The sequence below is a fragment of the Microbacterium oleivorans NBRC 103075 genome (assembly GCF_001552475.1).
In the GTDB taxonomy this organism is placed as follows: domain Bacteria; phylum Actinomycetota; class Actinomycetes; order Actinomycetales; family Microbacteriaceae; genus Microbacterium; species Microbacterium oleivorans.
The window spans coordinates 179,219-193,934 of record NZ_BCRG01000001.1 but is presented as its reverse complement, the minus strand read 5'-3'; the positions used below and the strand labels follow the sequence as shown (position 1 = coordinate 193,934).

Annotated in this window: 14 protein-coding genes; 3 read left to right on the top strand and 11 right to left on the bottom strand. The window is 69.7% G+C overall.

Annotation, left to right across the window (positions count from 1 at the left end; translation table 11 throughout):
* Window positions 1-61 precede the first annotated feature (61 nt).
* Both MO1_RS00880 and MO1_RS00875 read left to right on the top strand, forming a co-directional pair.
* A complete protein-coding gene (locus MO1_RS00880; protein ID WP_060914950.1) occupies window positions 62-814 on the top strand; it encodes a hypothetical protein in 753 nt (250 codons plus the stop codon).
* The gene (locus tag MO1_RS00875; RefSeq protein WP_036310673.1) at window positions 811-1,041 is read left to right on the top strand and encodes a helix-turn-helix domain-containing protein; all 231 of its coding nucleotides are present in this window, start codon (window positions 811-813) and stop codon (window positions 1,039-1,041) included. Before MO1_RS00880 ends, MO1_RS00875 begins: the two co-directional genes overlap by 4 nt.
* Before the next feature lie 151 nt (window positions 1,042-1,192).
* Here MO1_RS00875 and MO1_RS00870 read toward each other — a convergent pair whose 3' ends face one another.
* The 4 genes from MO1_RS00870 to MO1_RS00855 all read right to left on the bottom strand — a co-directional run bounded on the left by MO1_RS00870 (window position 1,193) and on the right by MO1_RS00855 (window position 4,777).
* Window positions 1,193-2,122, bottom strand: a complete 930-nt coding sequence (locus MO1_RS00870; protein WP_060914949.1) for an endonuclease domain-containing protein — start codon at window positions 2,120-2,122, stop codon at window positions 1,193-1,195.
* 196 nt (window positions 2,123-2,318) lie between these two features.
* On the bottom strand, window positions 2,319-3,011 hold the full coding sequence (locus MO1_RS00865) for a hypothetical protein (RefSeq protein ID WP_060914948.1): 693 nt from the start codon (window positions 3,009-3,011) through the stop codon (window positions 2,319-2,321).
* A 68-nt stretch (window positions 3,012-3,079) separates the two neighbouring features.
* On the bottom strand, window positions 3,080-4,549 hold the full coding sequence (gene cls, locus MO1_RS00860; protein ID WP_060914947.1) for a cardiolipin synthase: 1,470 nt from the start codon (window positions 4,547-4,549) through the stop codon (window positions 3,080-3,082).
* 27 nt (window positions 4,550-4,576) lie between these two features.
* Window positions 4,577-4,777 (bottom strand): hypothetical protein, encoded by a 201-nt coding sequence (locus MO1_RS00855; RefSeq protein ID WP_036310676.1) that lies wholly within the window; start codon window positions 4,775-4,777, stop codon window positions 4,577-4,579.
* Window positions 4,778-4,907: 130 nt separating this feature from the next.
* Between MO1_RS00855 and MO1_RS00850 the strand changes: the two genes are divergently transcribed.
* Window positions 4,908-6,002 carry a DUF4192 family protein gene (locus MO1_RS00850; RefSeq protein WP_060914946.1) on the top strand — a complete coding sequence of 365 codons (1,095 nt, stop codon included), beginning with the start codon at window positions 4,908-4,910 and terminating at the stop codon, window positions 6,000-6,002.
* A 36-nt stretch (window positions 6,003-6,038) separates the two neighbouring features.
* Here the strand turns inward: MO1_RS00850 and MO1_RS00845 are convergent, their stop codons facing one another.
* From MO1_RS00845 to MO1_RS00815, 7 genes are all read right to left on the bottom strand, one after another.
* Entirely contained in the window at window positions 6,039-8,045 is a 2,007-nt protein-coding gene (locus tag MO1_RS00845; RefSeq protein WP_060914945.1) for a hypothetical protein, read from the bottom strand.
* Between the two features lie 103 nt (window positions 8,046-8,148).
* Window positions 8,149-9,216 carry a glycoside hydrolase family 130 protein gene (locus tag MO1_RS00840; protein ID WP_060914944.1) on the bottom strand — a complete coding sequence of 356 codons (1,068 nt, stop codon included), beginning with the start codon at window positions 9,214-9,216 and terminating at the stop codon, window positions 8,149-8,151.
* 2 nt (window positions 9,217-9,218) lie between these two features.
* Complete coding sequence (locus MO1_RS00835) at window positions 9,219-10,058, bottom strand: carbohydrate ABC transporter permease (protein ID WP_036310680.1); 840 nt, start codon at window positions 10,056-10,058, stop codon at window positions 9,219-9,221.
* Window positions 10,055-11,032 carry a carbohydrate ABC transporter permease gene (locus MO1_RS00830; RefSeq protein ID WP_036310682.1) on the bottom strand — a complete coding sequence of 326 codons (978 nt, stop codon included), beginning with the start codon at window positions 11,030-11,032 and terminating at the stop codon, window positions 10,055-10,057. Before MO1_RS00830 ends, MO1_RS00835 begins: the two co-directional genes overlap by 4 nt.
* 1 nt (window position 11,033) lies before the next feature.
* On the bottom strand, window positions 11,034-12,323 hold the full coding sequence (locus MO1_RS00825; RefSeq protein WP_060914943.1) for an extracellular solute-binding protein: 1,290 nt from the start codon (window positions 12,321-12,323) through the stop codon (window positions 11,034-11,036).
* 28 nt (window positions 12,324-12,351) lie between these two features.
* Window positions 12,352-13,383 carry a LacI family DNA-binding transcriptional regulator gene (locus tag MO1_RS00820; RefSeq protein ID WP_036310761.1) on the bottom strand — a complete coding sequence of 344 codons (1,032 nt, stop codon included), beginning with the start codon at window positions 13,381-13,383 and terminating at the stop codon, window positions 12,352-12,354.
* Window positions 13,384-13,479: 96 nt separating this feature from the next.
* A complete protein-coding gene (locus tag MO1_RS00815; protein ID WP_082724344.1) occupies window positions 13,480-14,688 on the bottom strand; it encodes a sensor histidine kinase in 1,209 nt (402 codons plus the stop codon).
* Window positions 14,689-14,716 lie beyond the last annotated feature (28 nt).

Genomic DNA, 14,716 nt, shown 5'->3' with positions numbered 1-14,716 from the left:
ACGGGAACCGATACAGCGAGCGAGCGCGACACCGAAGGGCCGGTGTGACGTGGCGCGGTGGATGCTGATCGCGGGGGCGGTACTCGTCGTCATCCTCATCGTGGGGACGATCCTCGCGTTCGCTTTGGCGACGGCGAAGAAGCAGCGGGCGGGACAGGACCCCACGACTCTGGTTCGCGTCACCCGCGTCGTCGCAGTCGTCTGGGCAGTGGTCGCCGTGATCGGGGCCGCGGTCGCATTGTTGACCGGGCTGCTCGCTCCGGGTGTCGCCATCACGATGCCCATTCGCGAGTTCTGGCCGCAGCTGCCCGACACAGTGACCCTCGACGTGGATACGGCTCGTCGAGTGTCGGGCGGCTTCACAGAGGTGACCCTGACGGTCGAGGGCCTCGACGCCACCACACGAGTGCTGTGGGCAGTGAGTCAGGCGATCACGTGGGTCGTCCCCGGATTCGTGGCCCTCTTCGTCGCGGTCACCTGTTCGCGCCTCCTCTCGGGGGCGGCGTTCACTCCGGTCGTGGCGAAGATGGCGGTCACGACCGGCGCCGTCATCGCGCTGGGTGGCGTCGCGGCGCAGGTCATGGGGGACATCGCTGGCAGCATCGCCTCGATGCAACTGTTCGGCGCGAAGGGCGGCGGATGGGAGGGCGACTTCCCCGGTATCGACAACGTGTTCGACGCCTGGCTGCCCTCTGCGACCCTGCAGATCTCCTTCCCGTTCTGGCCCATTGCCATCGGGCTGGCTTTCGCGGTGCTGGCTGCGGTCCTCCGCTACGGCTCACGCCTGCAGCGCGACACCGAGGGGCTCGTGTGAGTCCCGCCGAGGAGGACGAACTCACCGGCATCCACTGTCGGCTCGACGAGCTGCTCGCCGCGCGGGGGATGACGCTCACCCGTCTGTCCGAGATCGTCGGCGTCTCGGTTGTGAACCTGTCGATCCTCAAGAACGACCGCGCCCGTGCGATCCGGTACTCGACCCTGTCAGCGATCTGCCGAGCCCTCGACTGCGAGGTCGGCGAGCTGCTGGTGCGGGCGGACTGAGCCGGGGCGTTCAGTTCCGGGGACGCGATGTGTCGCCTCGTACGGGCGAACGCGGCAGATTGCGTCCCTGGAACGGCAGGCGCCCGCGCTCCGGGGACGCCTCTCGTCGCCTCGCGTGCACGCAAGCGACATCTTGCGTCCCCGGAACGCATCACCGCGCGAGCGCCCGACGCACGCGCGCGACGATGCCCTCGGAATCCCGGAACAGGTGCTCCTTCGTGACCCGGATGACCACCCACCCCGCCGCGGCGAGCGCCTCGTGCCGGTCGATGTCTCGCGACCACTGGCGCGCGTCCACCGCGTGATGACCACCTTCGTACTCGAGGGCGACACGCCCGCGCGGGTACGCGAGGTCGACGCAGGCGATCGCGCGCCCACCGACGACGACGTTCCAGTTGAGTTCAGGCTCCGGCAGACCGCCGTCGATCAGCCCGAGGCGGCACCACGTTTCGGGGCGGGATGCCGACCGTTCCCGCACGAGCGGAAGGGCCTCGCGCAGGCGGCTCACCCCGTGCCGGCGACCCGAATCGACGGCCGCGGCGAGCTCATTCACCGTGGCGAGAGCGGGCGGATCGCCGCGGAACATCGGCACCCGAACGCTCGCATCGCCCACGGCGACGAGGTCGCGCATGTCGGGGAGTGCCGCCCCGAGCGCAGCCCACGTGCACGCCGGGCTCAGCAGCCGCACGCCGAGATTCGGGTGGACGCGCACCTCGGTCGTGCGGTGCACGAGGCGATGCCCGCGGACTCCTGCGCTGCGCGGCGTGCGGTCCGGGGTGAGGACACCGATGTCGGGCACCGCTCCGTCGAGAGCCGTGGCAGGTACGGGTAGACCCCAGAGAGCCGCGGCGGTGAGGTGGCTGAAGAACTGCGAGGCCGGCATCCGCGCGGCGTACGCCAGCGCAAGACGAACGTGCGCGGACACGGCATCGGGCGGTGCGGCTTCGGGGCGAACTCGCACCCCGCGGAACGGCCGGTCGAGGTCGCGGGAACGCAGCCGGCGCGGCGAGACTCCGGCATCCGTCGCGGCCGTCACGGAGAAGATGGGTCCGAGCGACATCGGCAGTGGTCGTGATCGCACGCGACGATGATCGACCGCCGCGAGCGCGTGGCATCGCAGCCAGGCGACACTGGGGATGAGTCGGACGCGCGCATCCGTGGGGAGAGGATGCCGCGCATCGCGTCCCCGGAACGAACGGCGCCCGCGCTCCGGGGACGCGTCGTGCCGCCCCGCGCGACGCCGCGCGACACATCGCGTCCCAGGAACCGAACAACCGTCAGCGGATCGGAACGGTCCCCGCCGCGTCCAGCACACCGAAGCTCAGCGTCGCGTCGCGGTTCACGTCGGTGTCCGGATCGAGTTGCACGATCGTCAGCTGCGGTGCGACGTCCGCGGTGCACATCTGGTCGGCATCCGGCACGACGAAGCGGACGACGACGGATGCCGGTGACTCCGCCCGCGTGTCCGCGACGACCGGCGGGCACGTCGACGATCCCCACGTGCGGAGGGCGATCGTGCGGTCGCCGACCCACGCGGCGGAGGGGGTGAACTCCTCGACCGGCCCACCCGAGTACGCGCCGAGGTCGACCTCGGCGGACGAGTCACCGAGCGACACCCGAAGCCGCAGACCGTCAGCCGGCTCGACGGCCGACGGCGTCGCGATCTCGAGCGGCCGGGCCACGAGGTCGTCGGTGCACGGACCCGGTTCGGGTTCGCGCAGCGACACCACCAGCACCCCGCTCTTCAGGGCGGTCTCCCCAACCGCGGGCACGCACGACGAACTCCCCCACGTCACGAGCGCGATCGTCTTCGCGCCGTCGAGCCAGCCTGCGCCGACCTGCACCTCCGGCGCGGAGTCGGCTTCCCCGGGATCCGGTGCGGAACCGCTCGCCGCGGGAGTCGCACACCCCGCGAGGAGGCCGGCGGCCAGAATCGCCCCGGCGAGCGCGGCGAAGACTCGGGTGCGCATGCGTTCCCCTCTCAGACAGCGGATGCCGCGGCATCCACCCTCTGAGTGTCACCAGCCGCTGGGTCGTCTTACTGCAGCGCCGAGGTCAGCCGGGCGAGGTTGTCGAGGATGACCGAGCGGATCGGGCGCTTCTCCCACTCCTCGATCGTGAGTTCGCGGGACATGCCGCGGTACTGGTCTTCGACGTTGCGGAGCTGATCGACGAACTCGCTGCCGCGGACGAGCATCGTCACCTCGAGGTTGAGACCGAACGAGCGCATGTCCATGTTGCTCGACCCGACGACCGCGACCTCGTCGTCGATCGACATGGACTTCGAGTGCAGGATGTACGGCCGCTTGTACATCCAGATCTTCACGCCGGTGGCCAGCAGCTGCTCGTAGTAGCTGCGCTGTGCGTGGTAGACCATGGCCTGGTCGCCCTCTTCGGAGACGAACAGCTCGACCTCGACGCCGCGGTGGCACGCGGTCTGAATCGCCAGCAGCAGCCCTTCGTCGGGGACGAAGTACGGGCTGACCATGACGATCTTCTTCTTCGCGCCGAAAATGAGACTGAGGAACAGCTTCAGGTTGTTCTCGTACTCGAAGCCCGGGCCGCTGGGGACGATCTGGCAGTCGAGGTCGCCGGTGCCGGCATCCATCAAGAAGTCGGACTCGACGACGAACACCTCACCGGTCTCGCCGTACCAGTCCGAGACGAAGACGGCCGCGAGCGACGCCACGACCGGCCCGTCGACCCGGACCATGAGGTCCACCCACTGCAAGCCGCGTCGCAGGTTGGTCTTCAGGTTGTAGCTGCGGTCCGTGACGTTCTGCGAGCCGACGAACCCGACGGCTCCGTCGATCACGACGAGCTTGCGGTGATTGCGGAGGTCGGGTCGCTGGTACTTCCCCTTCAGGGGCTGCACCGGCAGCATGAGATGCCACTGCGCACCCATTCGCTCGAGGCGCGAGATGGTCGCGTGGTAGTTCGGCTTCCAGCGGTTCGCCCAGTGGTCGAGCAGCACGCGGACGGTCACGCCGCGCGCTGCCGCACGCTCGAGCGCCGAGAAGAACTCATCCGTCGCACCGTCGGACTGCAGGATGTAGAACTCGACGTGCACGTAGCGGGTGGCGCGGTCGATCTCGGCTGCCATCGTGTCGAGGCTGCCCTGGTAGTCGGAGATGATCTGGGCGCCGTTGTCACCGGCGATAGGGAGGGCCCCGAGCTTGCGGTTGAGCCCGACGAGCTGCGTGAACCACTCGGGGGCGTCGGGGCGCAGCGTGCCGAAGTCGAGCCCCTCGCTCGCCTTACGGAACGCGTCGTTGATCGACTCCTGCTCCTTGCGACGTTTGCGCGGAAGCCGCGGGTTGCCGATGAGAAGGAAGAGCAGGATGCCGACCACGGGGATGAAGTAGATGGCCAAGAGCCAGGCCATCGCCGCTGTCGGGCGCCGGTTCCGCGGAATGATGAACACCGCGATGACACGGATCGAGATGTCGAACGCCAGGACCAAGACGATCCACCACGTCCACGTCCAGTCGACGCTGATGCTGATCACGATGCCCCCAGAGAGTGTGGGGTCAGCCTATCGATGGGCGGATCGACCGGCGGTTTCGTCGCGAGGTGGCAGGCCGCGCTTGAGCCGTTCCTCGGCCTCGACCTGCGCGTAGAGCTTGCGTTCGGTGCGGTCCATGCGGAGGATGCTGCGGATCACGAAGGCGAACAGGCCGGCGACGACGATCGTGGGAATCAGTCCCCAGACGATCGCGCCCCATATCTCACCCATACCTCCATCGTAATGTGCCTGCGCCCGCCCACAGGCCGCGGCGTTCTGCACCGTCCCTGTTCCGGTGCGGCTCATCCCCAGACGAGGGGACGGCCCCCCGCCGCGCTGCCCGGTCGCTCAGCGTGGGGCCATGTCGACCATCGTCACCGTCGCGGATTCCGCTCACTTCCTCGCCCTCGTCCCGCGCCTCCTCGGGTTCACCCCGACCGAGAGCCTCGTCGTCGTCCCGATGCATCGCGGACGGAGCCTCGGCGCCTTACGCATCGATCTCCCTCCCACGGGTACGCCCCTTGACGCCGTCGCGTCGACGGTCGTCGGCATGCTCTGCCGGGTGTCGGGTGCCGATGGTTTCACCGCCGTCGTCTACACCGCGGCATCCGCCCACCCGGACCTGCCCGGAGCGGACCTCGCCGAAGCGCTCGAACGTTCGGCGGGAGCGTGCGGGCTCGGTGTCGTCGATGTGTTGACGGTCGCAGGGACGGGGTGGGGATCGCACTACGACGACCGGCTGCCGGACGGGGGGCGTCCGCTTGCCGCTCTCGAGCGACACCTCCCGCCCGTCGACGGCGATCAGCACGGCGGCGCGACGCTGCCCGCCGTGGAGCCGGCGGCTGTCGCGGGGGTCGGCGCCGCCCTCCTGTCGCTCGAGGCGGCGCTGGCGGTGCTGTGCGGCATCCCTGCCGTCGACGGCTCACCTGATCGGATCGACCCCGCCGCGCTCGAAGCCGGGTGCGCGCTCGACGATCTGCCCGGACTGTACGAGGACTGCCTCACGTGGGATGCCGCGACCCTCGACCCGATGCGGGCGGCCGTGATCGCGTGGTGCCTGGCTCGCCCGTCGCTCCGCGACGTCGGCCTCGTGCAGTGGGCGAGCGACCGCGCGGGCGGCGACACCGCGCTCGACGCGCAGCGCCGGTGGGAGGACGGCGAGGAGTACCCCGCGGACCTCGCGTCGGTGATGTGGGGCGAGAGCGACCGACCCGATCCGATGCGCCTCGAGGCGGCGCTCGAGCTGGTGCGGAACGTCGCGGTCCGAACTCCCGAGCCGCAGCGTGCGGGCGCGCTCGCGACCGCCGCCTGGCTCGCGTGGTCGCTCGGCCGATCGACGCACGGCGACCGCTACGCCGCAGCGGCGCTCCGCATCGAGCCCGAGCACGGCCTCGCCGAGATCGTGCGGTCTTTCGTCGCACACGCCCACCTGCCCGACTGGGCATTCCGACGTTGACCGGGTCGCAGCGCACGCCGCGACCCGGTCGGATCGTCAACGTTCGACGATCGCGAAACCACCCGCCGGAAGGGTGAGCGCCCCGAACCGGTCCTTCTTCGCGCGCACCTCGCGGCCGCGATCGTCGTACACGGCGACGCGACCCGCCCCGACGGTCACCTTCTGGGGCGACCGGGCCGCAGAGTGCACGAGCTCGGTCCGCGCTCGACCGTCGCCTCCGAGGACGAGCCGGGAGACGAACGGACGGATGAGGATGCCGTCCAGCTGCAGCTCGCCACGCGTCGACTGGACCCGGACCTCGTCGCGGAAACCGGGCAGCGCCCGCGGGAGCGTGTGCGGATGCATCGCACCCGCCGTCGGGGAGATGCCCTGCGCAGGTCCGGTGAGCTGGAGAGTGCCGAGCTTCGTGCGACCGCTCGTCCACGTCGAGGACGTCCGCTCGCCGACCTCCGACCAGACGACCGGTTCGATCCACCGGTCCGCGCCGGCCGTGCCGACGTCGAAGATGGCGGTGTCGCCTCGCGAGAGGGTCAGCTTGTCTCCCGACCAGCTGGACTCCCCCGTCCACGACTCCGGTGTCGAGACCTCGCCGGTCGTGGTCACCGCGCCCTCCGCCTCCATCCACGTCAGCCCCTCGCGGTCGGCGACCTCGGTCAGGGAGAGCGCCTGCCGCTTCACCCCGGGGTGTGCGTCGAGGGCGAGTGCGGTAAGCAGACCGTGGATGGTCGACTCCGCGCCGCTGTTGCGGTTGACGGTACCGTCGGGCTGAAGGCCGTCGTAGGTGACTCCCGTCGCCGGGTCGTACATCTGCTGTCCGGCGTGGTTGGCGCCGAAGAACCAGGCCGCCTGCATGGCCGCGAGATCTTCGAACCCCTCCGACCCGGTGGCCTCGGCGACGCCGAGCAGCGACTGCACTCGCGAGTCCGCGCCGTAGGCGATCTGCACCCGATCGAACGGACTCGGGTTCCACCCGTTGTCCGGCCCACCGGCGGTCAGGAGCGTGGTCGTGAAGGTCGTCGCGTCGGCGACGGCGGGGCGGGCGAGCGAACGGTCGCCAAGGACAACGGATGCCGCGGCCAGCGCCGCCGGCATCTGCGAGCCCCAGGCGTGCCAGATCGCCGGCGACTCCGCCCACGGGAGCACGGCCCGGTACGGCCACTCCCGCGTCGAACCGTCCGCCATGGCGGCGATACCTTTCGCGAGCTGGCGGAGGGCGGTCGCGGCGGCCCTGTCGGGGCCGGCATCGACACGGGCGGCGAGGCCGAGCGCGGCTTCAGCCGAGGCATCCGCCCCGTTCGTGATCAGCCACGTCGGGACGCGCTTGCCGTCGGAGACCGTCCACTGCCCGTAGTTCGAGAGGACCTGACGGTTGAGAGCACCGAGCGAGAGGTCGAGTCGCTCGTCGAGGAAGGCGGCGAACTCCGGGTCCTCGTCCTTGAAGGCGGCGTACCCCTCGCCGAGAGCCCACAGCGTGCGCGCGAGCCAGTAGCTCGGCCCGCTGTCCGACGGGTCGGGGAGCTCGATCGGCTCGGCGGAAGGATTGAGCGTGCCGTCGGGCTGCATCCAGAGGACGACGTTGCCGGCATCCGGCCCTTCGGTGGTCTGGAAGTAGGCGACCGACCGCAGGAGCTCGAACGCCTTGTCGCGACTGTCGTCGTCGCCGGTCAGCTCGAAGTGGCGGATGTAGACCACGGCGGCGCGGGTGACGTCGTCGGCGTTGTATGCCCCCTGCCCCCAGTACCCGGTCTCGGGGTCGAGCGGTCCCCCACCGACCCGTTCGAACGTGCCGCCGTCGCGCGCGTCGGCGTAGGTCCACGGCAGGGTCAGGGTCGGCTCTTCGTCCTGGCGGTAGGTGCTGTGCCCGTCGACGTCTGCGGGAGGCGTCGCCTCGTCGAGCAGGAAGTCGAGGTGAGCGAGGTTGGTCACGGCGGTGGATGCCGGGGCCGCGGCGGCGGCAGTCGCGCCGAGCGGGAAGGTCAGGGCGAGCACGGCGAGCGCCGTGATCCCGACGGTTCCCGCACGACGGTGTGCGGAAGTGTTCACAGGGGTGTGTTCCTTTCGGTGGGTGTGCCGTTCTCCGGATGAATCGACCGCGCGCGACCCGCACGGGCCGGCGCACGCGCGTCATCCGGAGAACGGCACGCGATCAGTCGGTGCGTTCCAGCAGGGCGACGCCGATCTTCGAGTCGGCCATGCCGTAGAACACGAACAGGCGGCCGTCGACCTCTTCGATCGCGGTCGGGAAGACGACGTTCGGCACGATGCCGCTGCGTTCGTCGTCTGTCTCCGGGGCTAGGAGCGGCTCCGGAGTGCGGGCGACGACCTTCGACGGGTCGTCGGCGTCGAGGATGATCGCCCCGGCGGCGTAGTTGACTTTCTGCTGTTGCGCGAAGGCGCTCTCGAGGACGCCGGTCACCCCGTGGTGGAGGACGAGCCACCCTTCGGGGATGCGGCGAGGAGGCGGTCCGCCGCCGATCTTGAGCTCCTCGAACGGGAATGCGGGCCCGGCGACGAAGCGGTGCTGCTCCCAGAGCGTCAGGGCGGCGAGGTCCTCGCGCACGTCGTCGAGCGGGATGTAACTGATCCAGATCGACTGGCGCTCGTCGTCGATTCCCGCCGGCACATGCACACCCTGGCCGGGCTTCGTCTCGCCGAGGTCCCACATGGGACGGTGCAGCACGGCGAGGGCCTCCCCCCCATCCGGTGCGGTGACCGGTTCGGGGAAGAACACGGTGTCCTTGTTGTGGAACAGGTTGAGGTCCATATCGAGGTCGTCCTGGTAACGGAAGAGCGCCGGCCCGAGCCGTCGCCACTCCCGCAGATCGCTCGACACCGCCACGGCGGTGCGAGGCCCGAGCGGCCCGTACGCCACGTACGTCATGACGTGCAGCCCCAGCGTCTCGACCCAGGTGATCCGCGGGTCTTCGACGCCGGCGTTGCCGACCCCGCGTTCCCAGCCGCGATCGGGCTCGAGCACGATTCCCTCGCGCTCGACGGCGACGGGGATGCCGTCCTCAATGACGACCCGGGCGAGCCCGACCCGCGAGACGTTGCCGTCGGCGACCAGACGCGGCAGCAGGTACAGCTCGCCGTCGGGTCCGCGGCCCGAGCCGGGGTTCAGCACCCCCTCGGCTTCGTTCGGATCGCCGTCGGCGGGGGTCATCACCACCCCCATACGGGTGAGGCGGTAGGGGACGTGGGTTTCGGCGGGCATGGTCATCCTTTCACTCCGGATCCGATGTCATTGGAGGTGAAGTAGCGCTGGAACACGAGGAACAGCGCCACTGCGGGGGCGGCGAGCACGACGGCACCGGCCATCATCGCCCCGAATGGATTCGCGGTGGATGCCGCGATGTTCGAGATGAAATTCGCCAGCGACACCGCGAGCGGCTGCATGTCGGCATCCTTCGTGATGAGGAACGGCCACAGGAACTCGTTCCACGGCCCGATGAAGGTCAGCAGCACGACCGTCAGCAGGGCGGGTCGGACGAGCGGCAGGGCGACGCTCCACAGCAGCCGGAACTCGTTCGCGCCGTCGATCCGGGCGGCGTCGAACAACTCCTTCGGCAGCTGCAGGAAGTACTGCCGGAAGATCACCACCGCGGTCGAGTTGATGAAGAACGGCAGGATCATCCCGAGGTAGTTGTCGGCGAGGCCGTAATCGCGGGCGATCATGACGTACAGCGGGATCATGAGCAGCTGGAACGGCACGACCTGCACGAGGAGCGCGAGGGCGAACGTCGCCCCGCGTCCGCGCCAGCGGAGCACGGCGAGCGCGTACCCGGCGAGGACTCCGAACACGACGGTGCCGAGGATGACGCCGCCGGTGAAGATCCCCGAGTTCGCGAGCCCCTGGAGGAGATCGATGCGCCCGTTGATGGCGGAGTAGTTGTCGAGGGTGAGGTTCGCCGGATTCGGGAACGCGCCCGCCGGGGTGGGGTCGACGTTCGTCTGCAACGAGCCGACCACCATGTAGAAGAACGGGAACAGGAACGCGAGCGCTCCGATCGACAGCCCGACGTACATTGCGATCTTCGAACCGAGTGCACGCTTCATCGCTCCTCCCCTCCGACCAACTTGCGTTGCAGCAGAGCGATGGCGAGCACGAACACGATGAGCACGACGCCGATCGCGGCCGCGACATCCGGGTTCTGCTGCTCGATGCCGCGCTGGTACATCAGCAGCACGGGCGACGTGGACGCACCGTTCGGCCCACCGCCGCCGGTGAGCAGGTACGGCTCGGTGAAGAGGTTCGCTCCCGTGATCGTGGCGAGCAGCACCACGAGCAGCGTCGCCGGCCGCACGCTCGGCACCGTCACCGCGAAGAACTGGCGGAGCTTGCCGCCGCCGTCCATCGACACCGATTCGTAGAGCTCGCGCGGCACGTTCTGGAGCGCCGCGAGATACAGGAGGATGTAGAACCCGAGGCCCTTCCAGGTCACGAAGACGGCGATCACCGGCATGGCGAGCGATGAGTTGACGAGCCACGACGGGTCGGGGGCGAGCGGCCCGAGGACGTTGTTCACGAGCCCGCCGCGGGCAAAGAGGAACAGCCACACCGCGACGACCGCGACGGATGCCGTGACGTACGGGACGTAGTAGCTCACCCGGAAGAAGGTCCGCGCCTTCGTCACCCGGTCGAGCGCGGTCGCCAGGAGGATCGACAGCACCACGGTCAGCGGCACGTTGATGATCAGGAAGATACCGACATTGCCGAACGAGCGCCATACCTCGGGGTCGCTCAGCGCCGTGACGTAGTTGTCGAACCCGACGAACGGCCGGTCGACGACAGCACCGGGAGCGGCGAAGAAGTAGTCCTGGAACGACATCCACACCGCGAAGACGACCGGGTACGCGAAGACCACCAGGACGAACACGATGTAGGGCGCCGAGAAGAGAAGCCCGTGAGGCTGCGCGCCGAGGAGGCGGTGCAGGATGCCGCGGCGAGGCGCGGCATCCTTCCCGTCCTTCTCGGGGGAGGCACCACGCGTCGCGCCGGGACCGGCGCGACCGGGGACGACGGCGGTCATCTCAACCCGCCGAAGCCAGCTTGTCGATCTCTGCCGACGTGTCGGAGAGGAACTGGTCCACCGGCGTCTCGCCGAAGATGACCGACTTCGAGTAGCCGTCGCGGAACGCCTGCCAGATCTCCACCGAGCCGATCACGTTCGGCACCTCGACGGTGCGAGCCGCCTGGTCACCGAACTGCTGGTAGGCGGGGTTGTCGGAGAAGTAGTCCGGGTAGGTGCCCGTCAGGTCCTGCCGCAGCGGCATCTGCCCCGTCGCCTCGAGCCAGGCGCCGTCCTGCTCCTCGCTCGTCGCGAACTTCAGGACGTCCCAGGCCGTCGCCTTGTTGTCGCACGCGGTGAACATGCCGACGTTCTTGGCGTCGCTGAAGGTCCAGGTGTCGCCCGCCGGCGTGCCGTCCTTCGTCGGCACCGGCACCGAACCCCATTTGATCGCGTCGCCGTAGACGCTGATCGCCCACGGACCGACGATCGCCATCGCGGCGTAGCCGTCGGCGAAAGCGTCGCCCTGGTACTGCTCGTTCCCGGCGAGGTTCTCGTCGTAGAGGGTCCGCCAGAAGTCGGCGACGGCCTTTCCGTTGTCATCGTTGAACGTGGCCTTGCCGTCTTCCAGCAACTGCGTGCCACCGGTCTGGGCGGCGTACAGCGGGTAGAAGTCGAACCAGGGCTGGAAGAACTCGCTCGTCGGAGCCGGGTTGATCGCGTACTCCGAGACGCCCGCCTCCTTGAGTGCGCGAGCCGTCTCGAGGAACTCGTCGTAGGTCGAGAGCTTCGGGTTGTCCGGGTCGAGGCCGGCTTTCGCGAACAGGTCCTTGTTGTAGAAGATCATGACCGGGTTCGACTTCCACGGGAGCTGATAGAAGTCGCCGTCGTCGGAGCGGTACTGGTCGGCCAGCTCGCCGCTGCGGGCCGTGATGTAGTCGTCGCCGTCCTCGAACTTCGACAGGTCGACGAGACCGCCCTGGCGTTGGAAGCCGGGAACCGCGGCCGGAGACGTGTTGAACACGAGGCAGGGAGCGTTGCCGGCGGTGATCGCCGCGCCGATGACCTCTTCGCTCGATGCGCCCGCGGGAATCTCCTGCGCCTTCACCTGCTCGTCAGGATGGTCGGCGTTCCACGCCTCGACCATCGCCTTACCCCAGCCGATCTCGGCTTCGTTGTTGGAGTACCAGATGGTGATGTCGCCCCGCCCCTCGAGGTCGCCACCACCTCCCCCTCCCCCGCCGCCGCTGCAGGCGGTGAGGGCGAGCACGCCGGATGCGGCTGCTGCTGTGATGAGGATGCGTCGTTGCATGTCTCTCTCCTTCGTGGTGCGGTCGCGGTCAGTCCGCGGCCAGGGGTGGCGGTGCCGTCGATCCCCGGACGGCGAGGGTGGGATCTGCGAGCGCGATGCGCGCGGGCGGTTCGCCGGCGATCGCGCGGAGAAGCGTTCGCGCGGCGACGAGCCCCCATCCGCGGGCGTCGGTGGTGACGCTGGTGAGCGCGGGGTGGACCCAGCGGCCGATCTCGGTGTCGTCGAAGCCCGTGATCGAGAGGTCCTCGGGCACCCGGATGCCCCGCTGCTGCGCGACCGCCATCCCCGCGACGGCCATGCCGTCGTTCGAGTAGACGATCGCCGTCGGAGAGTCGGCCGCATCGAGCAGGGCGGCGGTCGCACGAGCGCCGTCTGCCGCGCTGAAGTCGGTCTCGACGATGCGGGAGCGAAGGCCCGCGGCATCCGCTGCGGCCTGGAAGGACTCGCTGCGGCGGCGGGCGTGCAACATGGCGTCGGGCCCTGCGACATGGGCGACGCGGCGGTGGCCGAGGGTGGCGAGGTGATCGACGGCGAGGCGGATGCCGACCCCGTCGTCGGCGGAGACCGCGGCGAACGGCGACGCGACGTCGGGGACGCCGAGGGTGACGGCGGGAATGCCGAGTTCCTGCAGGAGCGGGATGCGCGGGTCATCGACGCGGATGTCGGTGAGGATGACCCCGTCGACACGTCGATCCGTCGCGAGCGCGCGGTAGGTCTCGGCTTCCTTCCGACCCGGGGTCGCGACGGCGAGGACGAGAGCCTGCCCGGTGACGGAGAACTCGTCTTCGAGGCCGGCGATGAAGGTCGGGAAGAACGGGTCGGCGGCGATGACGTCGGGGCTGCGGCCGATGACCAGCCCGCAGGCGAACGCGCGTCCCACGCTGAGCGAGCGTGCGCTGAGGCTCGGGGTCCACCCGAGTTCGGCGGCCGCGGCGAGTATCCGCGCGCGGGTGTCCGGTGCGACCCCCGGCCGGTCGTTCAACGCGAACGAGACGAGCCCCTTGCTGACCCCGGCGGCGCGCGCGACGTCCGCGATGGTGGGGCGGGTCTGCGGGGGCATCCTTCACTCCTTCGTGCCGAACAGGCTCTACTAAACCGGTTCAGACGAGGGGAATGCAAGGGGTTGACGAGCCCGGGGAGTCGGGCGTACGGCGTCTCAGCGCGTCGGCAGCTCGACCCGAACGCGCCAGCGCGCGCCGTCGGGTCCGGCCGCGAACGTGCCCCCGAGAACCTCGACCCGCTCGCGAAGCCGCGCGAGCCCGAACGCCGGCCCCGGCCGCGTCTCGGCCGTCGGGCGGTGCGGATCGTTCGCGACCACGAGGACCACGGTGTGCGATGTGAGGACCAGCGAGAGGTCCACCGTGACCGCCGGAGCGCCGTGCTTGACGATGTTCGTGACGGCTTCGCGGGCAGCACGCGTGAGGGTCGTGTCGATGATGCCGGCGAGCGGGGCCTCGCCCGTCACCTCGACCTGCACCTCGTGCCCGAGGTCCCGGAGCTTCTTCGCCAGGGAGTCCAGCTCACGCCCGATGCCGGGGGCACCGGCATCCGTCACACCGTCCGTTCCCGACCGGCCGTGGATCAGCTGCAGCACGCGCCGCGTGTCGGTAAGCGCCTGAGCGGATGCCGCGACGATCGCGCGCTGCGAGCTCACCCGCGTCTCGGGGTCGTCGGTGCGCTCCAGCACCCGCGCGTGCATGACGGTGATGGAGATCTCGTGGGCGATGACGTCGTGCAATTCGTCCGCGATCCGGTTGCGCTCAGCGACGAGTGCCGCATCGAGTTGGGCTTCGTGAGCCTCGACCTGGGAGGCGAGCGCGACGTTACGGCTGACGACTCGACGGAGGCCCCGGCCGACAGTCGCCGACAGCAGGCCGATGACGAACACGGCGACCACGCCACCGACCTCGAGGCCCGGCGGCATCGTGGCGATCGCAGCCACCCAGGCGACCGCGGCGACGCCGTACGCCACCGAGAACACCGCGCTGCAGCAGTAGAAGACCACCCCGATGCTCATGGCGACGGCCGTCAGGTATTCACCGCTGTGCCCCGCGGCGATCGCGACGAACCCGGCGAGCATGAGGATGCTCGCGCCCCAGATGGGTCGCCAGGCCATCGCGATGATCGCACCGTTCATCAGGAGGGCGGTCGCGAACACCGGCCAGGATGTCGGCGGCCCCGATGTGAACCCCGTCCACAGCGCGTCGACCGCGGCGACCAGCGGGAGCAGCACGATGAACGCGCGGGCGAGCACCGGGGGGAGGACGTGATCCCAGACGTCGCGAAGCGCCGTGCGAGACCCGGGACGGGCGTCCGATTCCGGTGAGACCACGGGAGCGGTCGCGGACTCGCCCCCAGGTTCCATCCCCTCATCATGACGCGGAACATTGCGT